This window comes from Phycisphaera sp., from assembly GCA_025916675.1.
Classification (GTDB): Bacteria; Planctomycetota; Phycisphaerae; order Phycisphaerales; family UBA1924; genus JAHCJI01.
The window spans coordinates 183165-209983 of sequence record CP098402.1; the positions used below are offsets into that span (position 1 = coordinate 183165).

A 26819-nucleotide genomic window follows, 5' to 3' on the forward strand; every position below is an offset into this window, starting at 1 on the left:
GCCTTTTGTCGGCCGGCACGGGATTTGGAGGATTCGCATGGCACTACTGGACACGCTGACCGGCCCTGGAAGCCTGCGCGAGATGTCCATGGATCAGCTCGAGCAGCTGGCCGGCGAGATCCGGGCGGCCATCTGCGAGCAGGTCTCGCGCACCGGCGGCCACCTGGCACCCAACCTGGGCGTGGTCGAGCTGACCATCGCCATGCACCGCGTGTTCGATTTCGGCTGGGACCGCCTGCTGTTCGACGTCGGCCACCAGTGCTATCCCCACAAGCTGCTGACCGGCCGCCTGCCGCTCTTGAGCAAGCTGCGCACGCGCGAGGGCATGGGCGGCTTCCCCGAGCCCGACGAGAGCAAGTACGACCTCTTCCGCGTTGGCCACGCGGGAACCGGCATCTCCACCGCCGTGGGCATGGCTCGCGGCGACACGCTCAACGGCGAGGCGTACGACCCAAAGACCCGTAAAGATGGCCGCCGCGTCGTGACCCTGATCGGCGACTCGTCGATCGTCAACGGCGTCGCGATGGAGGGGCTCAACAACGCCGGCACATTAAAACGACAAATGCTGGTCGTGCTCAACGACAACGGCATGTCCATCGCCGGCCCGCAGGGGGCGCTCGCCCAGCACTTCGATCGGGTGCGCGTCAGCCACACCTATACCGGGCTCAAGAAGAACGCCAAGGAGTTGCTCAAGGGCGTGCCCGGCGGCGAGGCCATCCGCGACGCCTACCACCGCATGGGCGAGGCCGCCAAGGCCATGGTCGGCGACGGTGCCCCCGAGAACACCTGGTTCGAGCACTTCGGTCTGCTCACCGTCGGCCCCATCGACGGCCACCACCTGCCCACGCTTATCGAGTTCCTCGAAACGGTCAAGGACCTCGATCGGCCGTGCGTGCTGCACGTCAAGACCGTCAAGGGCAAGGGCTTCGCGTTCGCCGAGGGCGACGCGCGGACGTTCCACTCGCCCCAGCCGTTCACCGCGAGCGAGGGGCAGGAGCTCGAATCCGAGGGCTGCAAGGTCGTCGTCAAGAGCGGCGGGCGCAGCTTCACCAGCGCGTTCGGCGATGCCCTGGTCGACCTGATGGAGCGCGACGAGTCGGTCGTCGCCTGCACCGCCGCCATGCCCGACGGCACCGGCACGACGCCGGCGATGGAGAAGTTTCCCAGCCGAGTCTGGGACACGGGCATCTGCGAGAGCCACGCGCTCGACATGATGGCGGGCCTGGCCAAGACCGGATCCAAGCCCTTCTTCGCGGTGTACAGCACATTCCTGCAGCGGGCCTATGACCAGGCCTTCCAGGAGGCTTCGCTCCAGGGACTGCCGGTGCGGCTGTGCCTCGATCGTGCTGGTTTGGTGGGCGGCGACGGAGCGGTGCATCACGGCTTTGCCGATGTCTCGCTCCTGCGCACGCTGCCCGACGCGGCCATCATGGCCGCCATCGACGAGTCGAGCCTGATCGCCTCGCTCGAGTTCATGCGCGAGTACGACCGGGGGCTGTCGAGCGTGCGCTACCCGCGCGACGACGTGTCCGATCGGTTCGCTGATTCGTGCCCGCCATTCGAGCTCGGCAAGGCCCGACTCCTCACCGAGCCGAGCGAGAAACCCGACGCTGCCATCCTCGCCTTCGGCGTGCCGGCGCTCGCCGCGGTGCAAGCGGCCGAGGCGATGGCGGGCGACGCGAGCATCGCCGTCTACGACGCCCGCTTCGCCAAGCCCGTCGATCGCTCGCTCATCCGCGAGTTGGTCGAGGCCGGCGTGCCCATCCTGACCCTCGAAGAGCACACCCTGTTGGGCGGCTTCGGCAGCGCCGTGCTCGAAGCCATCGAAGAGATGGGCCTGAGGAACGCCGATGTCCGCCGTCACGGCATGCCCGACCGCTGGATCAAGCAGGACAGCCGCAAGGCGCAGCTGGCCGAGGTGGGGCTCGACGCGGCTGGCATTGAGAAGCAGGTGCGGGCGCTGCTGGCTGTATCAAGCGGTGCGCCGGAAGGCGTCGAGGTCTGAATCAGGCCCCTTACGGACAGCCGGCATCGAACTCGTTCTGGAACGCGAGAAAATCGAATATGGTGAGTTCTTCGTCGCCGTCGAAGTCGGCAAGAAGGTCTCCCGCGTCGAACAGGTTCTGGAAGGCCAGGAAGTCGAATATGGTGAGTTCGTCATCGCCGTCGAGGTCAACCCGGCAGGTGTCGGGCCTCGTACCTCGAATGTACGCAAACCCGCCGCCCGCGCCGCCCCCGGTCCATCCCGTGAACTGGATGTCGATGTAGATGTCCTCGCTGACCAGGTGAACGACCAATGGGCCAACAAGCGTGATGACCGACGGTCGGGTAATCAGGCACTCCCAGCAATCAAACACCAGCGAGCCGAGGTCGGCTGTGGTGCCCGCTGCCCAGCGGGTGTCCTCGGGGCTGAAGCTCTTTGTATAGCTGCTCTCGGTCACGATGTTGAAGATGCCCTGCGTGTCCGCGCGCGTGATCCACACGGCGTCGGTCAGGCGATCCTGATTCTCAGGCAGCGTCCAGTCGGCACCGTCGGTCTTGCTGAACTCAACGTCGTACCCGGCCCAGATTTCCTGCGCCACGGCTGTTCCGGTGATGGTTCCGACTAGGGCAATCGTTGCGGCGCGCTTCATCATGACCCCACCTCTCTGCTGGCAGTTCCCATTTAATGATCCATGATCACTGTGAGCAGTATACCAGAATCCATTGGATTCCCAAGGAGATTTCGGTTGGGTTTTTCCAATCTATGAAGCCGAATTTCCCGAATCTGGCTCGCCATCGGTGCTCGAACCCGGAGCATCGTTGTCGCTCGTCAGTTTCCAACCGCACTCCACGCACCGCCCCTGCCCGTCCACCTCGCCCGTGTGCCCGCACGCCGGGCAGCCCGGGTCGGGCATGGCGATGGCAAGGCGGCTGAGCGGTCGGGCAGTGAGGATGAGGGCGAGCCCCAAGATCGTGGCGGCGACGCCGGCGGCCATCATGTGGCTCTCGCCCACGCCCATGTGGGCGTTCCAGCCACGGGCGATGTCTGCCTGGCTGAGGCCGAACGCCAACCGGTTGAGGCACAGGTATACACCCCGGATGAGCATCGCGAGCCCCGCGAGGCGGAGCGTCCAGAGCGTGATCGACCGCATCAGCCGGACCCTGCTCGCAACGGCTGGTGGAGTGGTTTCGAGCCGCATGGGACACCATACCGGTCCTTCGATCGATGGTTGCGACCCGTCGGGGGGTAAGTGGCGCGAAACGAGCCTCTGGGAGGCGGCGTAGACGCCATCAGCACGCCGGCCGGACAGGGGACCGCTCGGGTTGTGTTGGGGTTCTTTGTTTTCCCTACCCTACGGGTCGCCAAGGGCCCACTGAATTCCGAGGAGTGGACCGTGAGCAATCTCACCAAGGTATCGAAGAGCGTTCGCCGGGGCGGCCTGGCGGCGATGATGATGGCGTGCGTGTGCGGCGGTGCCCTGAGCGTGACGGCCTCGGCCCAGGCCCAGGTCGCCGACCCGCTCCAGCAGTACGACGTGGTGAGCCATTTGGACAGCGGCCCGCTGGGCCTGCCCGGCGCCGGCCAGGGCGAGGAGGTCATCTTCAGCGCCACGCTGACCGCGCCCGGTGCGGGGTGGAGCCGCGTGCGGTTCGATGCCGAGTCGACGGTGCTGCCTGCCAACATGCGGCTGCGTATCACGAGCCTGAAGGACGAGCACGACCAGCACCTGACCAGCCACACCATCAAGCAGTGGAAGCACAAGACCGCCTACTTCAACGGCGACACGCTGCTGGTCGAGGTGCTGGCCCGTCCGGGCGATGGCGTCGGCCGCGTGGTGATCGACGGCCTGACCGCCGGCAGCGGCTTCACCCAGGGTGCCGGCTTTGACAGCATCTGTGGCCCGACCGATGACCGCATGCCTTCCGATGACGCACGCAACGCCCGGCTGCTGCCTGTTGGCTGCACGGCATGGCTCATCGACGACTGCGCCAAGTGCTTCATCACGGCCGGCCACTGCACGTTCAGCGCCGACGTGGTCGAGTTCAACGTGCCCATGAGCACCTCGACCGGCTCCATCGTGATGGCCGCACCCGAAGACCAGTATCCCGTCGACGACGACTCGATGCAGAGCAACGGCGGCCAGGGCATCGGCAACGACTGGGCCTACTTCGGCGCCTTCCCCAACAGCGACACCGGCCTGACCGCCGGCCAGGCCCAGGGCGAGTTCTACCAACTCGCCATGGAAGCCCCCATCTCGACCGGTGACATCCGCATCACCGGCTACGGCACGACCGGCAGCGGCGTGCCCCGCGAGTGGAACCAGATCCAGAAGACCCACCTCGGGCCGTACGTCGCGAAGGACGGCTTTGGCATCTCGTACCAGACCGATACCAGCGGCGGCAACTCGGGCTCGCCCGTGCTCGACGAGACCACCGGCCTTGCCATCGGCGTCCACACCCACGCGGGCTGCAGCACCACGTCGGGCAACAACGGGACGGCCATCGACCGTCCCGAGTTCCAGGATGCGCTCGCCAACCCGCTGGGCGTCTGCTGCCCGCCCATCCGCGGCATCGAGATTTCCGTCCCCGACCTGGACCTGGTCGATCCCGGCTCGCCGCAAAGCTTCGAGGTGACCATCATCGAGGTCGACGGCACGCTCGATCCCGGCTCGGCCGAGTTGTTCTACTCGGTCGAGGGCGGCGCGTTCCAGAGTGCGCCACTGGTCGCCGTTGGCGGCGACCAGTTCGAGGCCACGTTCCCGACGCTCGAGTGCGGCGAGGTCGTCGAGTACTACGTCCGCGCGACGTCGGATGGTCGCGAGACCATCGAGCCGTTCGGCGCCCCCACGACCGCCTTCGACGCGCTGGCGGCCACCGCCGTGATCACGACGGTCAACCAGGACTTCCAGAGCGCGCCCGGGTGGGCCATCAGCGGCGACGTGGCCGAGGGCGGCTGGGAGCTTGGCGAGCCCGATGGCTTCCGCGGCACCCCGGGGGCCGACTTCGATGGTTCGGGCAACGCCTACCTCACCGGCTCCGATCGCGGTATCGACCTGGACGGCGGCCCCACCTCGCTGACCACCCCGGTGTTCGACCTCACCAGCGTGCCGGGCAACGCCGTTCTCAGCTACGCCCGGTGGTTCTCCAACGACGACCAGCGCGCCGGCGTTGCCGATGGCGATCGCCTGCTGATCGAGATCACCGACGACGCGGGAGCCCGCTGGGTGACCCTCGAGGAGGTCGACCACTCGATGGGCGGCGACGCGTGGTCCAACATGCGATGGACCCTGTCCGACCACATCAGCCTGACCGATCAGGTGCAGGTGCGATTCACCGTCTCGGACAGCCCCAACGACTCGGTGATGGAAGTCGCCATCGACGCGTTCATCATCGAGGGCCTCGAGTGTGGTGATTGCCGTGTCGACCTCGACGGCGACGGCAACCTGACCATCTTCGACTTCCTGGCCTTCCAGAGCGCCTTCAGCTCGGGCGACCTCCTTGCCGACTTCGACGGCGACGGCAGCCTGACCCTGTTCGACTTCCTGGCGTTCCAAAGCGAATTCGACGCCGGCTGCTAAACGCAACCGGCTTCAGCGGTGTCCCCTCCTTGGAGCAAACCGGGGTCGGCCTTGCGGTCGATCCCGGTTTGTGTTTTGGTTATCGGCGTACGAACGGGTTGTGCGACCGCTCCTGGGCCACCGTGGTCGTGGGGCCATGCCCCGGCAGGCACAGGCACGAGCCGTCGAGCGAGTAGATTTCGCGGCGGATGCTGTCGGCCAACTGATCGAAGTCGCCGCCGGGGAAGTCGGTCCGCCCGACGCTGCCGCTGAAGAGCGTGTCGCCCACGATGGCCAGCCGACCGCCGGGAGCGACGAACACGCAGCCGCCCGGGCTGTGGCCCGGCGTGTGCCGGACGGTCCAGGCCTCGTCGCCGATGGAGATCTCCTGGCCGTGCTGGAGCAGCCTCGTGGGCTCGGGCCCGCTGAACGGCGTGCCGAACGCGGCACTGAGATTCAGCGCCGGGTCGCTCGGCCAGTCTTTCTCGGCCTCGTGGATCAGCAGGGGCGTCCCCGCGAAGGCGTCCATGAAGTCGTTGAGGCCCAGGATGTGGTCGGCGTGAGCGTGGGTGAGCAGGACCGCCGTGACGCCCAGCCCGGCGTCCTTGACCTGGTCGATCACGGCCTTGGGTCCCAAGCCGGGGTCAACCACCCACGCGTTGGCGCCATCGGGCGTGTAGACGTACGTGTTGGACTCGAAGGGGCCCAGGCTGATCGTCCACAGGGCGGCACTGTTGCCTTGCTCGGGCACGAGTCCGGAAATATCGATGGGCTCCATAGGCCCAGTGTACCCACCTTCCCGGCCCGCACGGGCGGCCACAGGGGCGAACCAAGGCCGGAATCGGCCCGTTTGGGCATCTTGGAGTGCATCAAGACGGCCCCAAAGCCGTTATAGTGTTCAGGCGGGGATGCGCCGAACCGGCATGGAGGGCCGAACCATGAGCCACCATCAGCAGCCCGAGACGAATCCCAACGTGCACAACGCTCCCGAACCGAACGTGCCCAAGGCCCGGCCCAGCCGCTGGCCCATGGCTTTGGTCCTGTTGGTGCACGGCTTCGTGTTCACCCTTGGCGCGGCCGCCGTCGTGATGTGGGCCCTCCGACCGGCCGCGGTGGCCGGCGCCGCGGGCATCGACATCGAGGGACTCCTGTCGGGCGACCCCCAGGCGGCGCTGACGCCCGGCGAAGTCGTGACCACCGCCGGCCTGCTCGTGCCCGAGAGCATGGGCGTGGCGGGGCTGCTGGCCATGGTGCTGGCCGTCGTGCTCGCGCCCGCGTCGGTCGGGCTGGTGTACCTCGTCCGCGACGTCCGTAAGACCCGCGAGGACTTGCACACCACGACCATGGCCCTGCGATCCCTCGGCGAGCAGGCCGCCCTCAGCGACGACGCCCGCCGCGTGCTGCATCGCACGCGCGAGCGCACGCTGCTGCGTCGTGCGATCGAAGAAGACATCGCCGCCGAAGACTGGGATGCCGCCCTGGTGCTCTCGAGCGAACTGGCCGACCGTTTTGGGTATCGCCAGGACGCCGAAGACTTCCGGCGCCGCATCGACCGATCCCGCCGGGCAACGCTCGAACACCAGCTCGGGTCTGCGATCGCGCAGCTTGAGGAACTGGTGCTGCACCGCCAGTGGGATGAGGCCCAGCGCGAGGCCGTCCGCATCGCGCGGACCTTCCCCGATTCTCCGCGCGCCCAGGCCGCCCCCGAGCGGGTGCATCGCGAGGTCGAGCGGTTCAAGGCCGACCTGGAACGCCAGTTCCTGGAAGCCGCCGAGGACGATCGCGTCGAAGAAGCCATGGAGCTGCTCAAGCGGCTCGACCAGCACCTGCGCGAGGACGAGGCCGCCCCGTTCCGTGAGGTGGCTCGTGGCGTCATCGGCAAGGCGCGTGACAACCTGGGTGCCAAGTTCAAGCTGGCCGTGCGCGACAAGCGATGGGTCGAGGCATCGAACCACGGCGAGCGGATCATCGCCGAGTTCCCCAACAGCACCATGGCCGCGGAGGTGCGAGACCTGCTCGACGGCATCCGCGAGCGCGCCGCCAAGATGGTCTCCAGCGGTTACTGATCGTCGTCAGGAACGACCGGTTCGCTCAGCACGAGTGCGGCGCGAGACGCGGCCAGGCTCGGCGCGTCGAGATACTCGCGGGTCACGCCACCACCGACGATCAGGGCACCAGCGGCACCGCCCGGCGCTTCGACGACAATGAGCGTCAGTCCATCGGCGGAGCCGAGGGGGTCGCCCGAGATCGTCGTTGCGTTGACCGTGACGGGCCGCGAAGCGCGGCCCAGCGGCTGGGGGGTTTCGGTCAGTTCTACGCCAGACATCGCCGTTGTAGTGAGCATTGCGGCGATGGCATCCAAAGCCGCGGCGCGTTCGGTTGGCAACGCTACTTCGCCCTCGGCCCAGCCGTCGGCGGTGCGTGTGTATTCGCGGTCATCGAGCCGCAGGCCCGCGACGAGCGACGCGTCGCCCTCCAGCGCCGTGGTGGCGACGAATCCACGGGCTTCGAGCGTGACCTGTTGCAGGGGTTCGAGGTCGAGGGCGACGTAGGTGGTGCCAAGCGATTCCACGCTCGCATCCGCTCGGCGTTCCGCGCGCTCGCGCGTGACGCCAACCAGCGTGAGCCGGCCGCCCGTATCCGCCGGGCCGTGCAGGGTCAGGATGACGCGCTCGGTGGCGCGCATCGGTCGCGCGGGGTCTTCGCCCGGCGTGCTGGTGTCGGCCTCGATGGTGATGGTCACCGGCTCGGCTGCGTCCAGCAGAGGCGGCGCGGGCTCACCGAACCGTTCGACGCGCAACCGCGCGATGGCCTGGAGCAGGCCGTCGACGGCGTCGCCACCGGCGCGGGTGGCGACCGGCGCGCGTAAGGACCACCTGCCTTCGACGCGCGCCAGCTCCAGCGTGGAGGCGCCGCGTGTCAGTTCGATCCGCGCCGGGCGGCCCGGCAGCGCCCCGAGCAGCCCCTCGTCCCGCCACGCCGACAGCCCGGTCTGGGCGAACGCCTCGTACAACGGCTCGTCGATCGAGAACCGTTGCATGGTGCCGTCGGCGTCGATGCGGTCGATCACACGCCGCCCGCCGACCACCGGCTCGCGCAGGCCGAGCGACATCTTCCGGCCTCGCGCATCGGTGATGGTCAGCGTCGAGGCCACCGGTGGCAGCTCGCCGGGGCTTTCCACCGGCCGGCCCCGAAGGTCCGCGAGGATGCGCGCCGCGGCGCGTGCTCGACCATCCTGGACGGCCCACGGCGGGCCGCTCTCGCCCACCAGTTGCCAGCCCAACAGGGTCCTTTCGACGCGGCTGATGCCGCCATCCTGTCCCGTTGTCTCGAAGGCGACGATCGACGCGGCGTCGGTATCGAGAACCGGCTGCGGCCCGGCGGTCGCGCTGGCCGATGGTGTTCGCAGCAGCCACATCGAGGCCACCACGATGATGATGGCCGCCGCCAACGCAATGATCACCGGCTTCTTGGGCATTGGCGCAGCATACTCCCACGCCCCAACACGGGCCGCTCGAACGCACCATCGGCATGGAGGCCGGCTATGGGCCAGCAACCAAGGATTCGCCCGCTGATCGGCATCGCCGGCGATGTCGACATCGCGCCAAGCAGCGACCCCGCGGCCCCGCCCGCCCCGCGCTCCTGCTGCCGCATGACGTACATCGATGCCATCATCGCCGCCGGGGGCCTGCCGATCGTCCTGCCGCCAGTGGTTGAGCAGATCCCCGAGCAACTTTCGCTCGTCAACGGCGTGCTGCTGATTGGTGGAGACGACCCACGCACCGAACCATTCGGCGAGCCCACGGATCCCCGCATCACGCCCGTGGAAGAACTCCGCCAGAGCTACGACGCGGCGCTCATTGCCGCGTTGGAAGGCCACCCCAACCTGCCCGCGCTCGGCGTCTGCTACGGCATGCAGATGATGGCCCTGCTGGCCGGCGGCCGGCTCGACCAGTACTTGCCCGACACGCTGGGCGAGGCCTGGGCGGCGCATTGGCACAAGCCCCACGCCATCGAGGCAAAATTGGGCGCACCAAATTGGCTCACGACAGCCTCCGATAATCCACTCAGCCGACACCGCCAAGCGGTCGCCGATGCGGGCTCACTGGCCGTGGCGGGGGTTGCGCGCGATGGGGTAGTGGAAGTTATCCACAACCCCGAGCGGTCGTTTTACGTAGGGATCCAGTGGCACCCCGAGCTTAGCGGAAACGGTCCGCTCGGTTTGGGCGTGTACAGTGTGTTCGTTCAGGCTTGCCGGGGTTAGGACGACTCCGCACGCAAGGCCTGGGCTTCGGGCAAGGGAGGCGCCACCCGGCGATGGCCGATCCGCAGCCCAACGCGACGGCTCTGGACTCCAGCGATCCGCTGGCGCTCGGGGCCATGCTCGCCCCGGCCGTTAAGCAGGCGGCGGGGGACAACCTCGGTGACATCGAATGGTTCCGGACCAGTTGGCAGCGCGGCGGCGCCGCCACCGGTTTTTCGACGTGGACCCTTGACGACGGCCAGACCGTGCCGTGCATGGTCAAGGTGCCCGTCGGCCCGGTCGAGCGACGCTGGGCCACCGCCCTGGGCGAGTGCTGGAAGCGGGGCTGGACCTCTCCGGACTGCCAGACCCTCTCGACCCCACGCGTGCTGGCGTCGGCCGATCAGTTGGGCTCGTACGACTTGTGCTGGTTGGTCGTCGAGCGGTTCGAGGGCGGCACGGTGGCCACCAGCTTCGATAAGCACGCCCTGGAGGCTCTGATCGAGGCCGCCAGCGATTTCCAGATCCGGGCCCATCGGCAGTTCGACCCGCACGGCACGGCCTTCGACCCCGACTGGGCCCACGCCCACGAGCAGGCGCGACAGATGGCCCACGACGGGGCCGTCCCCGACGCCCAGCACTGGAACAACGCCCTCAAGCACGCCCGCAAGCTGCTGCCCGAGGCCCTCTCGATGTGGAAGGCGCGCCCGGTCAACGCCTGGCTGCACGGCGACGTGCATCCTGCCAACGCCATGTGGCGGCAGGCGTCGAACAACGGCCACGGCCACGAGGGCCAGAAGTGTGCCCTGATCGACCTGGGGCTGGTTCGCCCGGGCCACTGGGCCGAGGACGGCCTGTACCTCGAGCGGCAGTTCTGGGGCCGCAGCGAGCGGTTGTACGGGCTCAAGCCCGTCTCACGGATCGCCCGGGCCCGCCGGGACGCGGGCCTGCCGGTCGAGCCCGACTACGCCAGGCTGCTCCAGAGCAAGCGGCTGATCGCCTCGGCGGCGGCCCCAGCCAACCTCGATCACGAGGGCGACGGGATCTACCTAAGTGGTGCCCTGGCGGTGCTGGAGCGTTCCGTGAGGACTCTGGGGGGATAGACTGGGGTCTGGCAGGACGCTGTTCGGTCGGAATTTTTCGAATTGGCCCGCTCCGGTGTCTTGGGGCGGTGCCCACGCTTGCCCCGGCCGTTGGGGGTGGGAAGTATCACAGCCGGCCCGTGGGGCCGAAATGCACCGGGCCTTATGTGGGAGACCAGTCCATGGAAAAATATGAGCAGATGAAGCAGGTCCTCGATTCCATCGCCGAGGACATGGACAAGGTCAAGGCGGGCAATAAGGCCGCCGGCACGCGTGTTCGTACGGCGATGCAGGAGATCAAGAACCTGGCTCAGGATCTCCGCAAGGAAGTCCTGGAGATGCGCAAGCAGGACTGATCGAACCCGATGCCGACGATCTCGAGCGACACTTCGGTCACCAGCCCCGCGGGCGCGAGCGCCCGTGGTGGCCCCGCGTCCGCATCGGGGGAGGTCAAGGGCTTGTTATTCTCTCTCGATGGCATCGATCGTTCGGCTTCGGTGTATGACGCGGCCGGCGTCGAGCGCGTGCTGCCCCATCGCGGGCACATGCGCCTGATCGATCGCCTCATCTGGCACAACGAGGGCTTCACGAAGGCCATCTCGGCCAAGACCATTTCAAAAGACGACTTCTGGGTCGCGGGCCACTTCCCGGGCAAGCCCATGTTCCCCGGCGTGCTCCAGATCGAAGCCGGCGCGCAGCTGGCGTGCTTCATGTTCCTGGCGCGGCAGAGCGAGCCCTACCTGGCCGCGTTCCTGCGCATCGAGAACGCCGCGTTCCGCTCGATGGTTGCCCCCGGCGACGAGCTCATCGTGCTGGGCGAAGAGGTGAAGTTCGGCCGCCGCCGCTTCAGCGCGAACGTCCAGGGGCTGGTGGGCGATCGCGTCGCGTTCGAGGCCACCGTCTCGGGCATGGCGATCGATCCCGTGGCCAACGAGAACGCCTAAGCGCGCTCCCGTGCCGCCCAATGCACCAATACCGCTGCCCTTCGTACTCGAACCCAGGCTTTTTGAGAAGGTCTGGGGCGGTCGGCGTCTGGCCACGCTGGGCAAGGACCTGCCCGATAGTGCCAACATCGGCGAGAGCTGGGAATTGGCCGACCTCGACGCCACGAGCTCGTCGGGCGCGGGCGGCGGCGGGGTGTCGTCCATCATCGCGCGTGGCGCGATGGAGGGTAAGACCATCCGGGATGCCGTGGCCATGTGGGGTGCCGACCTGCTCGGTTCGGTGGCGTCGCTCGACGGCCGCTTCCCGCTGCTGGTCAAGTACCTCGACGCGCGAGAGGACTTGTCGGTGCAGGTGCATCCGAGCCAGGCGTACGCGGCATCGAACGCCGATGCGCACGTCAAGACCGAGTGCTGGTACGTGGCGCAGGCCGACGAGCGTGCGCGCATTTTCAAGGGCCTGGCTCCAGGCGTGACACCCGAAGACATCCGCACCGTCGCGCGAGAGGGCGGTGACGTGCCCGCCATGCTGCACAGCGCACCATCGAAGGTCGGCGACCTGCACGCGCTGCCGACCGGCACGATCCACGCGCTCGGCGCGGGCACGCTGGTGGCCGAGGTGCAGACGCCCAGCGACACGACCTTCCGTGTCTACGACTGGGCCAAGGAGTACGGCCGAACGGGGCGCGAGTTGCACCTCGACGAGGCGGTCCAGTGCATCCTCGAAGGGCCGCCGCCCGCCACGACCCGATTGGGGCCGGGTGATGAGGCCGGACGCCTGTGCGCGCTCGACGCGTTCTCGATCGACGAGGCCCGGCCGCACGGCGGCGACGAGATCCCGCTTGTCTTCGACGGCCGCTGCCAGGTGCTGATGCTCGTGAGCGGCGTGGGCGAGGTCGTGGTCAAGGGCGACGACGCCGCGAATTTGCCGATCCACGCGGGGCACACGGTGGTCGTGCCCGCCGCGTGCGCCGACCGCGTGTCGTTCGTGTGCGATCCGGCAGCGCCGATGGGGCACACCACGCTGCTACGCGTCGGTGTTGGTGCGGCGCGATAGGAGTTGATTTGGATCAGCCGTCGTGCTGATCGACGGGGCCGAGTTCGATGGCGTTCTTGCCCTGGTGCTTGCTCTCGAGCGCCCGCTGGTCGGCGGCGCGCACGAGCGAGGCCCCGTCGAGCCCGTCCCACGGGAACGTCGCGAGACCTCCGGAAATCGTGAGCCGCCCCGGCGCGTCGTCGCCCAGCTTGGGGAATCGCTTGGTGGCGACCTGCTGCTGGAAGCGTTTGGCGACGCCCACGACCGACGTCGGATGGCGGCTCGCCGGCTCACGCGGGCCCGACGGATCGTCGAAGATCACCGCGAACTCGTCGCCGCCGATGCGGCAGACCTTGTCGGTGGGCCGGATGACGCTCTGGAGCAACTGCACGACCTGGCACAGGATCTCGTCGCCGGCCTCGTGCCCGTGCTGGTCGTTGTAGCGTTTGAAGTCGTCGATGTCGAAGACGAGCACCGAGAGGTCGCGCCTCGCATCGCCCGCCTGCTCGATGGCGTCGGCGAGGGTCGTGTCGAAGAATCGCCGATTCCAGGCACCCGTCAGCGGATCGGTGCTGGCCTGCATCGCGAGCGTGCGCTGCCGGGCTTCGAGCTTGATCCAGCCCGCCAGCCATGCCGCGGCCTGTTCGAGCGCTTCGCCGGTCGCGCGTGGGCCGACGAGCACCCTGCCATCAATCCCCGGTAGGGGCGCGCGCCCCGGGCCCACTGGCGCGTCGGCAACGTCCCGGAGCTCTAACGGCACGCCCAATCGGCCGGACGCGAGTTCGATCGCTGCGGACACAACGCCCTTGTCCTCGAGCAGGAGCGCGACGAGTTCGGCGTCGTCGTCCGCCGCGTGCGGCAACTCGGGCGCGGCGACCTCGACCGGTTTGCTCGGCGCTATTCTCTCGCGCGGCATCGCCCTCGCGTTGCGCTGGCCCTGGAGCAGCACACGGGAGGAGTACGCCGGGTCATCGATGTCAAGCCAGCCGTCGAAGGCCTCAGCGCCCTCGCCCTCGTCGTGCAAGGGCCGGCCCACGGCCAGCACGCGGACCTCGGGGTCGAGCCGGCGCAACGCCTCGACGAATCGGCGTGCCCGCAGCAGCGAGGGATCGGCGTCGACGGCCTCACCCAGCACGACCACTTGCTCGCCAGCGGCGTGGCCATCGCGCTTCCAGGCCGAGACCTCGCCCAACGCGTCCATGCCGCTGCGCACACGCACGAGTTCGGTGCTCGACGGTGCGGCCAGCACGCCGTCGAGCCCGGTGCGACCGACGAGCACGATCCGGGCCGGGCCCTCGGCCCGGGTTTCGCCCGTGCTGTGGCGGGCGCTCTGGTCTTGCGGTGTCGTGCCGTTGGTGCCCACGCTCACTCCCAGGATCCTTCCGCCAAGGCCGCTCAACGCTCGGGCCTCTCGGCCAGCAGCATGCTCAACTCGTCATCGCTCAGCAGCGACGAAGCCGTGGGCTCGTCCTCCTCTTCCTTGGGAGAGGGGGGCTTCGGCTTCGGCTCTGGCGCGCGGACGGGCCTTGGCTCTATGGACTCTGTTCGCACGAACACGGTCGCCAGTTCGTGCCGCTGGGCCGCCGCGAGCACCGGATGGGCCTCAGGATCGTACCGCCAGACCGCCACGGGCCCCGCAAAGCGGCCCAGGGCGTCCACGACAATGCCCGATAAGTCTAATTTTGTGGGATGAACGAGAACCAAGACTGCGGACTTGGTGCCGTTACTGGCCCGCTGGCGGAGCAGGATCTCGGCCATCGCCGAGTAGCCGTCCTGGGCCGCCACCCACGCCAAGCCGCGGCGTTCGAGCGACGCGAGGAGTTCTCGTGGTGGTTCCTGGCCGGCGGGTGTCCACAGCACGCAGCAGGGCCCGGAATGCTGAGCCTTTGCGAAGTGGTCTTGGCCGTTTTGCCCCATCACCCCAAGTATACCAGATCGCCCGGCGAGGCCTGTCGGTTCTGCGGGGTTCAGGCCCGTTTGGCTGCTTCGATCAGGATCCGGGCGCACGCCGAGGCGCCGTCTTGGCGTGGCAACGACCCGAGAGCGGCCGCCATTTTTTTACAGCGCTCGGGCGCACCGAGGAATTCCCTCAGCGTCGGGCCGACGGTTTCCAGGTTTGCACCGGGCGAGACGCGATCTTCCAGCAGCACCGCGCCGCCGGCGTCGACCAGTGGCTGCGCGTTGGCGGCTTGGTGCTGGTCTCGGTGGTGGGGGTAGGGCAGGAAGATTGCCGGCACGTTGTTGGCGTGCGCCTCGGCCACGCTGCCCGCGCCGCTGCGGCACAGCGCAAGATCAGCCGAGCCCCATGCTGGGCCGATGGGACTCTGCCGTTCGAGGACGCGGCCTCGGACACCCGCTGCTTCGTAGGCGGCCTGGGTATCGGCCGCCCCGCGCGCATCGCCGGCCAGGTGCAGCACCTGCCAGCCTTCGAGTGCCTCGGGTGTGCTCTCGGCCAGCGCCGCCATGAACCTGTTGATCGAGGTTGCGCCCTGGCTGCCGCCCATGACCAGCAGCGTCGGGGTGTGGGGGTCGAGCCCCAGCATCCGCCGGCACTCGGGCTTGCCGCCCGGCGCGATGGCGCGCTGGCCGACGATCGGACCGATGGCGTTCCAGCCGCTCGGGCCCTCGTTCTGCGCGACGAGTCGGTGCGCGGCTGACTTTGAGATGAAGCGGTTGGCCTTGCCGATGCGGGCGTCCAGGCTCACGAGCACCAGGGGTACGCGTTCGACGCGTGCCGCCCGGGCCGCCGGGGCCGACACGTAGCCGCCGGTGGAGATCGCGACGACAGAGTTGCACGAGGCTTTCAGGTCCCGCAGCGCCTCGCGGCTGTCGCGGAGCGATCGGCCCCAAGCGCGAACGCAGCGGGCCATCGCTCGGGGTCTGATCGATGGCGGTCTCGCGCCGATCGCGACTCGCTTGGGAGGGTTGCCAAACACGAGCTGCCCCGCTAGTGACTGCTCGTCGGCGGGCCGATCGCCGGTGATGAAGACGGCGTGCGTTGTCGGGTCCAGCTTTTCGAGAGCCTCGGCGATGGCCAGGGACGGGTAGATGTGCCCGCCGGTGCCCCCTCCGAGGAACGCGATGCCAAGGCCGGCCTTCTCGCTCACGCCACGACCTCGGCCGGGTGCGAGCGCACGCGACCGAGGCGATGCGGACGTGGCTCTGCTTTGGGGCGAGGCTCGGGCTCGTGCTCGACCACGGGCATGCGCCTGGCCTGCCGGCGGTCCATCGCGATGAGCAGGCCCAGCGACGCCCCGGTGAGCACCCAGCCGGTGCCGCCCGCGCTGACGAGCGGCAGCGCGATGCCCTTGGTTGGCCCCAGCCCGGTAACGACCGCCAGGTTCATGATGGCCTGGAGCGATACGGTGGCCGTCACGCCCAGCGCGACGAGCTGGCACGCCGCGCCCCGCTCGTGCTTCACCACGCCGATGCACGCCCAGGTGAGCACCGCGAACACGCCCACGACGCCCGCCGCGCCGAGCACGCCGAGTTCCTCGCAGATGATGGCGAAGAGGAAATCGGTAGTGTCCTCGGGCAGGTAGCCCAGCTTGTGCAGCCCGTTGCCCAGCCCGCGGCCGGTGAGCTCGCCGCCCGAGATGGCCGCCAGGGACTGGATCATGTGATAGCCGGTGCCGGCGGGGTCGGCCCAGGGGTCGAGGAAGCTGGTGATCCGATCCATGCGATACGAACTGGTCCGAACGGCCTGCACCGACGCCGCCATCGCGACCGTCGCCAGCAGGCCCACGTGCCACCAGCGGATGCCCGCGGCCAGCAGCACCACGCCGCACGCCGCCCCGATGAGCACGGCCGTGCCCAGGTCTTCCTTCATGATGAGCCCGCAGACCAGGGCGACGGCGATGCCGGTGGGCAGCAGGCCCTTCCAGATCGTGCCGATGGCCGGCCCACGGGCGGCGGCGAAGATCGCGATAGTCGCCGGCAGGGCCCACTTGGCCACCTCGCTGGGCTGCCAACTGAACAGGCCGATCCCCGGCAGCGTCAGCTCGACCCAGCGTTTGGCGCCCTTGGCCTCGCGGCTGATGCCCGGGATGTACACCAAGACCAGCACGCCCACGATGAGCAGTACGGCGACCGCGAGCCACAGGCCGGGACGCTTCACACCGGCGAGCGAATCAACCCTGTCGAGCAACCCAGCGGGCGCGGCGGCGGCCAGCAGCGTCGCCAGCAGCGCGATACCGGCGTACACCGCGGCCCTGGACGTGGCCATGCCCAGCAGGGCCTCGCGAAACGAGGGATCCACCGGATCGGGCGGATCGGGCACAACGAGCAGGGCCGCGCCCTGGCTGAAGTCCAGCGGCTCGGGCGTGGGGATTGGGTTCACCCGCGTGTCGGCCGAGCGCACCATGACCAGGCCGACGCCCAGCAGCGTCAGCACACAGAGCAGGATGGTCCACCCGGGGCGCACTTCTAATAGGGCCTATCGGATGCCCCCGCGTTTGCGATGCAAAAGCCCGGTTCTTCAGGGCACCCAGACGTAGTACCCAACCCCAGGCCGCAACCCGAGCGCTCCGGCGCTCAGGCCGGCTCCCTCGACGCGCAGCAGGTTGATGGACTGGTCGGCCATGACCGGGGTGGGTGTGGTGCCGCCGGCGTAGGCCGTCCGCGGCGCGTTGCCCTTCGATCCGTACCGCACCAGCACGGCCCGGTCGAGGCCGGCGTGCTCCATGGCCTTGTCCATGGCCTCGTGAACGCCGCCCAGGCTGTCGACCAGCCCGATGGCCGCCGCGGTGTCGCCGGTCATCACCCGCCCATCGGTGGCCCTGGCGACCCATTCGGGCTTGAGCATGGGCCGGCGCCTGAGCACGATCGACTGGAAGCTGGCGTAGTACTCCCGCACGATGCCCTGGAGGATCTCGTAGTGCTCCTCGCGCATGGGGGCCAGGGGGTTGGCCAGGTCCTTGTTCGGGCCGCTGGTGACGAACCGGGTCTCGATGCCCAGCCTGGCCATGCCCTCGCTGAAATTCAGGCTGGGGATCAGCACGCCGATGGAGCCCGTGAGCGTGCCGGGCTCGGCCATGATGTGGTCGCCCGCCAGGGCCAGGTAGTACCCGCCGCTGGTGGCCACCTCGCCCATCGAGACGACCACGGGTTTGCCGGTTTTTTCCATGAAGGCCCGGACCTCGCGGTAGGCGGTCTCGCTGCCGGCCACGGTGCCGCCGGGCGAATCGATGCGGAGCAGCACGGCTTTCACGTCGTCGTCCTTGGCCGCGAGCCGGAGCTGGGTGACCATGGCGTCGATGGGGGCGCTGGATTCGCCGAGGAAGCCGGTGGTGGGGGTGTCGGTGATCAGGCCTCGGACCACGATCATCGCGACCCTATCGGTGGGCGTGCCCGGGCCCTCGCCCACCTCGAGCACGCGGGAGGCCACCATCTGGTCGTTCGAGGGGCCCAGCCTGATGGTGAGGCCCAGGGGCGAGCAGCCGGCGAGCACGAACACCATGGAAACCAGTGCGATGAGTGCTTTCATGGGCCCACTGTACATCCACCGCCCGTCCCGCGTGCAATCATCCCCGGAGATGGCCCTCCCCCTCGATCACCAATCCGTCCTGCCCGCCGAGTCGCTCGACCTGCTCGCCCTGGAACCCGGCCAGACCTACGCCGACGCCACGGCCGGTCTGGGCGGCCACGCGGCGATGGCGGCCGAGCGGGTTGGCCCCAGTGGTACCGTCGTGCTGGGCGATCTGGACGCCTCGATGCTCGAGCGGGCCACGGCCCGGGTGCGGCAAGCCCAGCCGGACATCCGGGTCGAGCCGATCCACGACTCATTCGCGGGCCTGCCCGCCGCAATGGCCGAGCGAGGTCTGGCCGCCGATGCCCTGCTGGCCGACCTAGGCTTTGCCAGCCCCCAGGTGGACGATCCCTCGCGGGGGTTTTCCTTCAAGCACGATGGGCCGCTGGATATGCGGCTCGATCCGACCTCGGGAGTCAGCGCCGCCGAGCTTCTGGCGACCGCCAGCGAGGCCGAAATCGCCGAGATTCTGTGGGCGTTCGGCGAGGAGCGGGGCTCTCGGCGGATCGCCCGGAAAGTTGTCGCTTCCCGCGAAGCCAAACCGATAACCACCACGCGCGCACTGGCAGAATTGGTCAGGTCATGCACCTCTGGTGGCGGCATCGACCCGGCTACTCGGACGTTCCAGGCGTTACGAATAGCCGTCAACGACGAGCTGGGCGCGCTGTCGGCACTTCTTGGGGCGATCTCGTCTCAAGTGGGGCCGAAGACAAGCGAGAGCGGGCCGGCCCAGATGGGTGTGGGGCGGCCAGCGGACACGGGCGGCCGATGGCTGGCCCAGGGGGCACGGGTGGCCATTATCTCCTTCCATTCTCTTGAAGACCGGATGGTCAAGCGTGCGTTCACCGCCCTGGCCGACGCCGGCACCGCTCGCCGCCTGACCCGCAAGCCCGTCATGCCCAGCGAGGCCGAGATGGCCACCAACCGCCGCGCACGCTCGGCCCGCCTTCGGGCCATCGAACTGAACCCGACGACGACCTCGACCTCGGAAGGGGGACAGCCCCGTTGACCCGTGAGCAGAAGCTGGCTTTGGTGCTTGGGTTTGCCGCCGTGCTGGTGGTGGGTTTGCTGATCAGCGACCATCTTGCCGCCGCGCGGTCGACCGACCTCGAGGACGCCCCACACGACTCGACCGTGCTGGTCGATTCGACCGAAGGCCAGGCCCTCCGCCGCGTGGTGACGCTGCCGGAGACCGAGGAAGAGTTCCGCGGCCGGCCGGTCACACGGATGCCCGAGCGTGAGTTGGCAGCGGCCGTCCGCGCCACACAGGACGAGGCTCCGGTCGTGGCCACCGCGCCCGAATATGAGCCCATCGAAACCACGCCCCCAGCGCCGATCGAGTTCGTTCTCGGCGAGAACGGTGGCGAGCGGGTCGCCGGCTCGGAGACCGTGCTCGATCGCATGGGCGACGCCGTGGCCGTTGGCGCCGAGAGGCTCGCCGGCAGCATCCGCGACCTCACGGGCCGGGCGTCGGGCTCGGGCATCGAGAGCATGGCCGTTCTGGACGACGAGCGCGGCCAGCCCGTCTCGCGACGGGTCTCGACGAGCCCCGTGGTCGTGCAGCACCACGTGCAAGCCAACGAGTCGCTCTACAAGATCGCGGCCGAGTACTACGGCGACGGCAACACGTGGCGCCGCATCGCCAAGGATAACGAGGGGCGTGTCGGCGACAACGGCTCGATCCGCGAGGGCGTGACCCTGCGCATCCTTGATCCCACGCAGGGCACAACACCTACGCGTGAGAGCGCACGCGCGACGAACAAGCCGGCGAGCGACCGCACGCCCAGGCCAACTCCGAACTCGATGACCTATACCGTCAAGTCGGGCGACACGCTCGGCGAGATTTCTCAGGAGGTCCTGGGCACCATCCGCCGCCAGCACGAGCTGATCGCGCTCAACCGCGACGTGCTCAAGGACCCCGACGAGCTCCGCGCGGGCATGGTCCTCAAGCTGCCGAGCTCCTGAACATGGCGCGAGCGAAGGTCCAGATCGGCGGCGCGTTCGGCTGCAAGCTGGCATTCAGTGTCGTTGCTTTGGCCGCCATCGCCGCCTCGCTGCTCACGATTCGCCAGCTCCGAACGCAGGCCGCCCACGAGTTCGCGTCGCTGCGCCTCCGCGTGATGCGCGTGGACGAGGCCTCGGGCCGCTTGCGGGCGGACATCGCCCGGCACATCGGGCCCGCCGAGCTGCGCGAGCGCCTCGCCGAACTCGACGCCGAGGGATCCGGCGATAGCGCGCCCGATGCCGCCCTCGTGGGCCTGGAAACCGCCGATGAGCGATGATCCCAGCGCGCCATCCGCCCTTCGCGTCCGCTGGGTTGCACCGGCCCTCGGCATCGCGTGCTCGATCATGCTGGGAGCCATCGTGGTGCGCGTGGCGATCTTGCAAGCGGCTCCACCCTCGCGCATCGTGTCGGTGCTCGACGCTCGTGAACGGCAGCACACGATCGGCGTGCCCCGCGCCGATGTGCTCGACCGGCGTGGCCGCCCGCTGGCCGTCTCGCGCTACGTCCACCGGGTGTTCTTCGATCCCATCGAGATCGCCGAGCAACTCGAGAAGGGCACGATCACCATCGACGAGCTCGCCGCCGCCATGGCGTGGATGACCGGCGAGGACGACTTCGAGATCGACCGCCGTATCCAGATCGCTCTGGGCGAGAACCGCGATCGGCAGGTCGCCATTGACAAAGCAAAGCTCGCTCCGCCGGTCGAAGGCGCCGAGGATCCCAAGCCGCTCATCCGCTACGTGCGTATCGGCGGTCACCTCGACGATAGCCGCCTGGCCATCGTGCGTGCGCACCCATTGCCCGGCATCCACCTCGAGCGTGAGGCTACGCGCGATCGTGTGGGCGGCGATCTTGCCGCGTCGATCGTTGGGAAGGTCGGCAGCGATCCGATGTACAGCGAGGGCATCGAGCGCGTGATGCGCGAGCGGCTCGAGGGCCAGCCCGGTGCGATCACCTACACGCACGATGCCGCCGGCCGTCCGCTGTGGATCGCCCGGGGTGCCGCCACGCCCCCCGCGCCCGCCGCGCCCTTGCACCTGTCGATCGACCTCGAGCTCCAGCGCATCGTGCTGGCCGAGCTGCAGCGTGCCGTCGAAGACGCCGACGCCGCGGGTGGGATGGTCGTCGCGATCGATCCCGCCACCGGCGAGGTGCTGGCGATGGCCGACGTCTTTCGCGAGGTTGAGAACGTGCCCTATCCCTGGGCCGACAACCGCGTGCCGCGCGAGCAGTGGGACCCCCACCCCGATCTGTTCCAACGCTTCCAGTTCGTCCGGCCCGATCCGCTGCGTGAGCAGGATCCCGCCATCGGGCGCAACCGCGTGGTCGAGGACGCCTACGAGCCCGGCTCGACGTTCAAGGCGTTCGTGTGGTCGGCCCTGACCGACGCCCACCCCGACTTGCTCGACGAGGTGTACGAGGCCGCGCCGGGCGGGGTCACGTTCATTAACGGCCGGCGTTTGCAAGACTCGCACGTCAACGGCGAGCAGACCTGGTCGGAGGTTCTGGTCAACTCGTCGAACATCGGTATGGCGTTGGGTGCCCAGCGGTTCACGCCAAGGGAGTTCCACGACGCGCTCGAGCGTTTTGGCGTTGGCACACCACCTCGTGTCGGCCTGCCCGATGAGGCCCATGGCACGCTGCGCTCGCTCAAGAACTGGAACACGTACACCCATGTCTCCATCGCGTTCGGCCAGGAGGTCACCACGAGCGTCGCCCAGGTTGCCAGAGCGTTCTGCGCGTTTGCGCGCAATGGCAACGACGCCGGCACCGTGCCCGCGCTGCGGCTCAGCGCTGTGGGCGTGGGCGGGCCAGACGGCCTGATCGCACGCCGCGCCGTATCGGCCGAGGCCGCACTCAACACACGCGACGTGATGGTGCTCATCGCCAAAAAGCTCGACAACCGCCTGGAACCCAGCGAGGGGCCATTCGCCTACACGATGTTCGGCAAGTCGGGCACCGCCCAGGTGGCCCCCGAGCGCACCGAGAGCTGGCACCGCCGCCCGCGCGGGGCTCGCGGGTATCTCGAACGGCAGTACGTCTCCAGCTTCGTTGCGGGTGCGCCCGTCGAGCGCCCGCGGCTTGTCGTGATGGTCAGCATCGAAGACCCCGGGCCGGATGTCGTCCGCAGCAATCTCTACTACGGTTCCCAGGTCGCCGGCCCAGCCGTCCGCCGCATCATGGAGCAGGCGCTGCCCTACCTGGGTGTCGAGCCCGATCGCGTCTCGGCCGACGCTTCCTCGACCAGCGTGGTCGCGAACGCCAGGTAGCCGTCGTCGAAGGATGCCAGGTCCGACGTGATGTATCGCGCGAACGCGACGCGCCCGAGATCGCCGGCACGTGGTCGCCCGAGCTCGCGCTGCATGCGTCCTCGCGCCGCGTCGCGGAGGAGGCGTTCGACGCCCGACCAGCCCTGGTCATCGACCGCGAGGTAGATACCGAGCACCCAGAGCTGCGCGTAATAGTCGACCGCGCGGGTGGGTTCGCTGCCAAGCAATTCGGTGGGGTCGCCCGCGAGGAGTTCCCCGAGCGAACGCCACCGGCCCGTGTCGAGCACGCTGCCGAGTTGTGCGAGCCGCTCGGGATTCAGCAACGGTTCGAAGCGGTACGAGCCGTCGGCGTCGATCACGAACCCCTCGGCCATTACCGCGATCATCTCGTCGGTCCACGTGGGTAGCGCCTCACGGAACGACCGCTGGACGTACTGGTGCCAGCCCTCGTGGGCGGCGATCTTGAGCGTCAGGCGGTCGTACGCGGGGGGGAGCGCAAAGAGCACCGCCCGCCCGCCGGCCGAGTACCCGCCCACCTCGATGGCCAGCAGCGGGTGCGCGCTCTCGTCCACCGTGGCTCGCGTGAATTGCGCCCATTCCTCGCGATCGGCGAACAGGAACATCTGCATCCGCCCCGGCGGGTTGGGCAGTGCCGGACCGCCCAGGCTCGTGCCCGCGAAGCGCCGATGCCGAGCGAGCGAGGCCTCGAGGAACGCGGGCATCGACCGCGCGATGGGGAGGTGCTGGGCCGTGGTGAGCAGGTGGTAGTTGGGCGTGGAGATCTGCACGCCCTCGCGCTGCATGTACACCCAGCGGTCGCGGCGGACGACGCCGTCGGGCCCCACGGCATCGCCCGCGCAGCCCGCCAGCAGTGCGCCCAAGAGCAGCAGCAGCGGGAGGTAGCGCTTCAGCTCAGGCGCTCCAACGCGAGCTGCGCGGTCGCGAGTTCTTGCTTCACGCGCTCGAGCTGCTCGCGTGATTGCTCCACCAGCTTCGCGGGCGCCTTGTCGGTGTAGCCCGGGTTGCCCAGGCGGCCCTCGAGCGTCTTCCGCGAGCCGTCGAGTTCGGCGATCTGCCGCTCCAAACGCTCCCGCTCGGCTTGGCCATCCACCTCGTCGGCCAGGTTGGTGACACGCAGCTCCCAGCCGTCATAGGTGCAGGTGGCCGCCTCGCCGTTGGGCATGTCGGTCGAGATGGTTTCGAGCTCTGCCAGGGTGCGCACCACGCCGGCTACCGGCTCGATGGCTTCGGCCAGTTCCACCGGCGAGTGCAGCGTGATCATCCGGCGGGGCTTCACATTGTGCTTGGCGCGCACCTCGCGCACGGCCCCGACGAGCCCGCGGGCCCGCTCGAACTGTTCCGCTGCCTCGGCATCTCGGAGCGAGGCGTCGACCACCGGCCAGCCCGCCGTCGCCAGCACGCCATCGCGCGAGACCGAGAGCGGCAGACCGGCCAGCGCTGGTAACGAATGCTGGCCCAGTTGCTCGCCGATGGCCTCGGTAATAAACGGCATCACCGGATGCGCGACGCGCAGGATCGATTCGAGTACCAGCCTCAGAACGCCGCGCTGGTTGGCGTCCTCGCGCGCGGTGGGCTTGATGGCTTCGAGGTACCAATCGCAGAAATCACGCCAAAAGAGCGTATAAAACGCTTCGGCGTAGGCGTGGAAGTTGTACGCCTCGAGCGCGGCGTCCATCTCGTCGACAGCCGTGCCGAGGCGTGAGAGCATCCACTTGTCGACCACGCCCAGCGCGTTCTTGTCGATCGTTGCCGGCAGCGGGTCGGATTGGTCCAGGATGCCCATCGCCAGCCGCGTCGCGTTCCAGAGCTTGTTGCACACGTTGCGGCCGATGTCGAACTTCGGGCTCGTGTTCTTGCCGGTCTTGGGGTCGGCCTCCACGGGCATGCGCACGTCCTGGGTGTGCGTGGTCATGTGGGCCAGCGTGAAGCGCATCGCGTCGGCGCCGTGGCTCTCGATGATGTCGACCGGGTCGACGCCGTTGCCAAGCGTCTTGCTCATCTTGCGGCCCTGGCCGTCCTGGATCATCGCGTGGATGAACACGTCGTCGAAGGGCTGGTGGCCCGTGCCGGGCTCCTGCTCGGGCGTGGCCAAAAAGTAGCGGTTGAACATCACCATGCGGCTAACCCACAGCGTGATGATCTCGCGCGCGGTGCAGAGCACGCTTGTGGGGTTGAAGGCTTCCAGGAGCCCGTCGAATTCCTCGCCCGCGATGGCCGGCTCGGGCCAGCCCATCGTCGACATGGGCCACAACGCGCTGCTGAACCACGTGTCCAGCACGTCGGGGTCGCGCTCGAAGCCGGCTTCTTCGAGCAGGCTCTCGAACTCGATCGTCCCGTATTTTTCGGTCTCGAACGCGCCCGGCCGCCGCACGCACACCATGCACACCAGGTCGTCGCACTCCTGGATCTCGGCGGGATCGCGCAGCGGCACGCCCATGTCGCTCGCGCTCACCAGGCGGTACACGATGGGCGTCGAGGGGTCGTGGTCACGCAGGCTCATCATGAGGTTGACGAGCCTGTCCTGCTTGGAGTCCTCCTCGCCGATGAAGTTGGTGAACGTGCCGAAGGCCTTGCTCCACACGGGGATCTGGTGCCCCCACCAGAGCTGACGGCTGATGCACCAGTCTCGCAGATTATCGTGCCATTGCTCGTACGTCTTGGCGTAGCGGGCGGGGTGGAACCTGACGGTTGAGTCGGTCTTCACGCCCGTGCGCGGCTTGTAGCCCTCGCTCTCACGTTGCGTACGGTGTAACGCCCGCTGCGCGCTCCCGCGCAGCTTGTCGTCGGTCACGCGCACGTACCACTGGTCGGTGTAGTACGGCTCAACCGGCGCGTGGCTGCGGTAGCTGTGGCCCACACTGTGGCGGTGGGGCTTGACGCCCTGGAGCAACCCCCGCGCCTCGAACTCGCGCTGCACGAGCGTGCGGGCCTCCTCGCGGCCCTTGCCCATGAACACGTGCGATGCCTTGGCGCCCTCGGGGTCGACCTCGGCCCAGCCATAGTCGGCGCTGATGCTCGCGTCGGGCGCCATCACGTTGATGATCGATAGGTGGTGCCGGCGGCCGAGCTCGAAATCGTTAGGGTCGTGCGCGGGCGTGACCTTCAAGAAGCCCGTGGCCATCTTCGCCTTCGCGTCGCCGCTCTCGGGGTCGGGCAGTACCACATAGTCGTCCTCGACGATCGGCACCACACGCCCCACGATCGGCAATTGGGCGCGAAGCCCCCGCAGCGCCTTGGCGCGAGCGTCCTTGGGGTTGATCGCGACGCCCGTATCACCCAGATACGTCTCGGGCCGGGTCGTCGCCACGGTAATCCACGCCGGCTGCTCGTCCTCGCCCTCCACGTGCTCGGCCGGGTAGCCCCGGGCCGCCAATTCGCTCCAGGTCACGGGCTCGGTGTCCCGTGGATCGTCCTCGTTCTTCGGCGCGTGTACGAGTGGGTACCGCAGGTACGTGAACGTGCCGTCGACCTCGATCGAGTCGACCTCGTCGTCGGCCAGGGCGGTGCCGGTCACCGGGTCCCAGTTCACCAGCCGCTTTCCTCGATAGATCAGCCCGTCGCGGAACAGGATGAAGAACGCCTCCCGCACGGCCCGGGCGCACACCTCGTCCATGGTGAAGCGTTGGCGGGCCCAATCGCACGACGCACCCATGGCCTTGAACTGGTCGGTGATCTGCGCCTCGAAGTCGTCCTTGAAGGCCTGGACGCGGGCGACGAACTCCTCGCGTGAGTAGTCCGTCCGCCGCTTGCCCTCGGTCTCCATCAGCTTCCGCTCGACCACCGTCTGCGTGGCGATGCCCGCGTGGTCGGTGCCGGGCATCCACAGCGTCTCGTAGCCCTTCATGCGGTGGGCCCGCACCAGGGCGTCCTGCACGGTGGTGTTCAGGGCGTGGCCCAGGTGTAGCCGGGCGGTTACGTTGGGCGGGGGGATGACCACCGCGTACGGCTTCCGGTCGCCCCGCAGCACGCTGCGCGGGTCGACCGCGAAGGCGCCCGCGTCGTCCCATCGGGACCATGCGCGGGCTTCGGCGGCTTTCGGGTCGTATTGCTTGGGTAGTTCTGGCATGGTAGAAGGGGCATCGGCATGGTCTGCCGGCAGTTATCCGGGCTGTTGGGGGTGAAAAACCAGTGTAGCAAGCCGATAGTAAACGGTA

Annotated in this window: 23 protein-coding genes; 12 read left to right on the top strand and 11 right to left on the bottom strand. The window is 68.6% G+C overall.

Features of this window, described 5'->3' with window-relative positions:
* Window positions 1-37: 37 nt before the first annotated feature.
* Window positions 38-2005 (top strand): 1-deoxy-D-xylulose-5-phosphate synthase, encoded by a 1968-nt coding sequence (dxs, locus tag NCW75_00785; protein UYV12837.1) that lies wholly within the window; start codon window positions 38-40, stop codon window positions 2003-2005.
* 10 nt (window positions 2006-2015) lie between these two features.
* Here dxs and NCW75_00790 read toward each other — a convergent pair whose 3' ends face one another.
* Window positions 2016-2636: a hypothetical protein gene (locus NCW75_00790; protein ID UYV12838.1), complete on the bottom strand. Its 621-nt coding sequence runs from the start codon at window positions 2634-2636 to the stop codon at window positions 2016-2018.
* A 108-nt stretch (window positions 2637-2744) separates the two neighbouring features.
* The gene (locus NCW75_00795) at window positions 2745-3182 is read right to left on the bottom strand and encodes a hypothetical protein (protein UYV12839.1); all 438 of its coding nucleotides are present in this window, start codon (window positions 3180-3182) and stop codon (window positions 2745-2747) included.
* A gap of 195 nt (window positions 3183-3377) precedes the next feature.
* Here NCW75_00795 and NCW75_00800 point away from each other — a divergent pair, with 195 nt between their 5' ends.
* Window positions 3378-5561 carry a hypothetical protein gene (locus NCW75_00800; protein ID UYV12840.1) on the top strand — a complete coding sequence of 728 codons (2184 nt, stop codon included), beginning with the start codon at window positions 3378-3380 and terminating at the stop codon, window positions 5559-5561.
* A 79-nt stretch (window positions 5562-5640) separates the two neighbouring features.
* Here NCW75_00800 and NCW75_00805 read toward each other — a convergent pair whose 3' ends face one another.
* Entirely contained in the window at window positions 5641-6318 is a 678-nt protein-coding gene (locus NCW75_00805) for an MBL fold metallo-hydrolase (protein ID UYV12841.1), read from the bottom strand.
* Window positions 6319-6478: 160 nt separating this feature from the next.
* On the opposite strand from NCW75_00805, the gene NCW75_00810 reads away from it, so the two are divergent.
* Window positions 6479-7606 (top strand): hypothetical protein, encoded by a 1128-nt coding sequence (locus NCW75_00810; protein UYV12842.1) that lies wholly within the window; start codon window positions 6479-6481, stop codon window positions 7604-7606.
* On the opposite strand, the gene NCW75_00815 is transcribed toward NCW75_00810, so the two are convergent.
* Window positions 7600-9018 carry a DUF4340 domain-containing protein gene (locus NCW75_00815; protein UYV12843.1) on the bottom strand — a complete coding sequence of 473 codons (1419 nt, stop codon included), beginning with the start codon at window positions 9016-9018 and terminating at the stop codon, window positions 7600-7602. The genes NCW75_00810 and NCW75_00815 overlap by 7 nt on opposite strands.
* Window positions 9019-9084: 66 nt before the next feature.
* Here NCW75_00815 and NCW75_00820 point away from each other — a divergent pair, with 66 nt between their 5' ends.
* The 5 genes from NCW75_00820 (at window position 9085) to NCW75_00840 (ending at window position 12863) form a co-directional block, all read left to right on the top strand.
* Window positions 9085-9804 carry a gamma-glutamyl-gamma-aminobutyrate hydrolase family protein gene (locus NCW75_00820; protein ID UYV12844.1) on the top strand — a complete coding sequence of 240 codons (720 nt, stop codon included), beginning with the start codon at window positions 9085-9087 and terminating at the stop codon, window positions 9802-9804.
* Between the two features lie 53 nt (window positions 9805-9857).
* On the top strand, window positions 9858-10886 hold the full coding sequence (locus tag NCW75_00825) for an aminoglycoside phosphotransferase family protein (protein ID UYV12845.1): 1029 nt from the start codon (window positions 9858-9860) through the stop codon (window positions 10884-10886).
* 161 nt (window positions 10887-11047) lie between these two features.
* On the top strand, window positions 11048-11221 hold the full coding sequence (locus NCW75_00830) for a hypothetical protein (protein UYV12846.1): 174 nt from the start codon (window positions 11048-11050) through the stop codon (window positions 11219-11221).
* 9 nt (window positions 11222-11230) lie between these two features.
* Window positions 11231-11809 carry a hypothetical protein gene (locus tag NCW75_00835; protein UYV12847.1) on the top strand — a complete coding sequence of 193 codons (579 nt, stop codon included), beginning with the start codon at window positions 11231-11233 and terminating at the stop codon, window positions 11807-11809.
* A 10-nt stretch (window positions 11810-11819) separates the two neighbouring features.
* Window positions 11820-12863 (top strand): class I mannose-6-phosphate isomerase, encoded by a 1044-nt coding sequence (locus NCW75_00840; GenBank protein UYV12848.1) that lies wholly within the window; start codon window positions 11820-11822, stop codon window positions 12861-12863.
* A gap of 13 nt (window positions 12864-12876) precedes the next feature.
* Here NCW75_00840 and NCW75_00845 read toward each other — a convergent pair whose 3' ends face one another.
* Genes NCW75_00845 through sppA form a run of 5 tightly spaced genes read right to left on the bottom strand, consistent with a single transcriptional unit; the run spans window position 12877 to window position 18327 of the window.
* Window positions 12877-14211, bottom strand: a complete 1335-nt coding sequence (locus tag NCW75_00845) for a GGDEF domain-containing protein (protein UYV12849.1) — start codon at window positions 14209-14211, stop codon at window positions 12877-12879.
* A 26-nt stretch (window positions 14212-14237) separates the two neighbouring features.
* Window positions 14238-14759: a hypothetical protein gene (locus NCW75_00850; protein UYV12850.1), complete on the bottom strand. Its 522-nt coding sequence runs from the start codon at window positions 14757-14759 to the stop codon at window positions 14238-14240.
* A gap of 50 nt (window positions 14760-14809) precedes the next feature.
* Entirely contained in the window at window positions 14810-15949 is a 1140-nt protein-coding gene (locus NCW75_00855) for a UDP-N-acetylglucosamine--N-acetylmuramyl-(pentapeptide) pyrophosphoryl-undecaprenol N-acetylglucosamine transferase (GenBank protein UYV12851.1), read from the bottom strand.
* Entirely contained in the window at window positions 15946-17265 is a 1320-nt protein-coding gene (locus tag NCW75_00860) for a putative lipid II flippase FtsW (protein ID UYV12852.1), read from the bottom strand. Before NCW75_00860 ends, NCW75_00855 begins: the two co-directional genes overlap by 4 nt.
* A gap of 54 nt (window positions 17266-17319) precedes the next feature.
* A complete protein-coding gene (sppA, locus tag NCW75_00865; protein ID UYV12853.1) occupies window positions 17320-18327 on the bottom strand; it encodes a signal peptide peptidase SppA in 1008 nt (335 codons plus the stop codon).
* A 49-nt stretch (window positions 18328-18376) separates the two neighbouring features.
* Between sppA and rsmH the strand changes: the two genes are divergently transcribed.
* The 4 genes from rsmH to NCW75_00885 are packed head-to-tail and all read left to right on the top strand — an operon-like array spanning window position 18377 to window position 22644.
* Window positions 18377-19378: a 16S rRNA (cytosine(1402)-N(4))-methyltransferase RsmH gene (rsmH, locus tag NCW75_00870; protein UYV12854.1), complete on the top strand. Its 1002-nt coding sequence runs from the start codon at window positions 18377-18379 to the stop codon at window positions 19376-19378.
* Window positions 19375-20334 carry a LysM peptidoglycan-binding domain-containing protein gene (locus tag NCW75_00875; protein ID UYV12855.1) on the top strand — a complete coding sequence of 320 codons (960 nt, stop codon included), beginning with the start codon at window positions 19375-19377 and terminating at the stop codon, window positions 20332-20334. The genes rsmH and NCW75_00875 overlap by 4 nt, the downstream gene beginning before the upstream one ends.
* 2 nt (window positions 20335-20336) lie before the next feature.
* Window positions 20337-20651, top strand: coding sequence for a hypothetical protein (locus NCW75_00880; protein ID UYV12856.1), 315 nt, complete (start codon window positions 20337-20339; stop codon window positions 20649-20651).
* Window positions 20641-22644, top strand: coding sequence for a penicillin-binding protein 2 (locus NCW75_00885; GenBank protein ID UYV12857.1), 2004 nt, complete (start codon window positions 20641-20643; stop codon window positions 22642-22644). The genes NCW75_00880 and NCW75_00885 overlap by 11 nt, the downstream gene beginning before the upstream one ends.
* Here NCW75_00885 and NCW75_00890 read toward each other — a convergent pair.
* Together NCW75_00890 and NCW75_00895 are read right to left on the bottom strand one after the other, a co-directional pair.
* Window positions 22572-23525, bottom strand: coding sequence for a hypothetical protein (locus NCW75_00890; GenBank protein ID UYV12858.1), 954 nt, complete (start codon window positions 23523-23525; stop codon window positions 22572-22574). The genes NCW75_00885 and NCW75_00890 overlap by 73 nt on opposite strands.
* 26 nt (window positions 23526-23551) lie before the next feature.
* On the bottom strand, window positions 23552-26731 hold the full coding sequence (locus NCW75_00895) for a valine--tRNA ligase (GenBank protein UYV12859.1): 3180 nt from the start codon (window positions 26729-26731) through the stop codon (window positions 23552-23554).
* Between the last annotated feature and the right edge of the window lie 88 nt (window positions 26732-26819).

Bases quoted from the DNA above. Each gene is read 5' to 3' on its own strand.
- NCW75_00885 (UYV12857.1), top strand. From the start codon at position 20,641: ATGAGCGATGATCCCAGCGCGCCATCCGCCCTTCGCGTCCGCTGGGTT.
- rsmH (UYV12854.1), top strand. From the start codon at position 18,377: ATGGCCCTCCCCCTCGATCACCAATCCGTCCTGCCCGCCGAGTCGCTC.
- NCW75_00805 (UYV12841.1), bottom strand. From the start codon at position 6,318: ATGGAGCCCATCGATATTTCCGGACTCGTGCCCGAGCAAGGCAACAGT.
- NCW75_00835 (UYV12847.1), top strand. From the start codon at position 11,231: ATGCCGACGATCTCGAGCGACACTTCGGTCACCAGCCCCGCGGGCGCG.
- NCW75_00790 (UYV12838.1), bottom strand. From the start codon at position 2,636: ATGATGAAGCGCGCCGCAACGATTGCCCTAGTCGGAACCATCACCGGA.
- NCW75_00880 (UYV12856.1), top strand. From the start codon at position 20,337: ATGGCGCGAGCGAAGGTCCAGATCGGCGGCGCGTTCGGCTGCAAGCTG.
- NCW75_00895 (UYV12859.1), bottom strand. From the start codon at position 26,731: ATGCCAGAACTACCCAAGCAATACGACCCGAAAGCCGCCGAAGCCCGC.
- NCW75_00825 (UYV12845.1), top strand. From the start codon at position 9,858: ATGGCCGATCCGCAGCCCAACGCGACGGCTCTGGACTCCAGCGATCCG.
- dxs (UYV12837.1), top strand. From the start codon at position 38: ATGGCACTACTGGACACGCTGACCGGCCCTGGAAGCCTGCGCGAGATG.
- sppA (UYV12853.1), bottom strand. From the start codon at position 18,327: ATGAAAGCACTCATCGCACTGGTTTCCATGGTGTTCGTGCTCGCCGGC.
- NCW75_00830 (UYV12846.1), top strand. From the start codon at position 11,048: ATGGAAAAATATGAGCAGATGAAGCAGGTCCTCGATTCCATCGCCGAG.
- NCW75_00815 (UYV12843.1), bottom strand. From the start codon at position 9,018: ATGCCCAAGAAGCCGGTGATCATTGCGTTGGCGGCGGCCATCATCATC.
- NCW75_00850 (UYV12850.1), bottom strand. From the start codon at position 14,759: ATGGGGCAAAACGGCCAAGACCACTTCGCAAAGGCTCAGCATTCCGGG.
- NCW75_00810 (UYV12842.1), top strand. From the start codon at position 6,479: ATGAGCCACCATCAGCAGCCCGAGACGAATCCCAACGTGCACAACGCT.
- NCW75_00795 (UYV12839.1), bottom strand. From the start codon at position 3,182: ATGCGGCTCGAAACCACTCCACCAGCCGTTGCGAGCAGGGTCCGGCTG.
- NCW75_00820 (UYV12844.1), top strand. From the start codon at position 9,085: ATGGGCCAGCAACCAAGGATTCGCCCGCTGATCGGCATCGCCGGCGAT.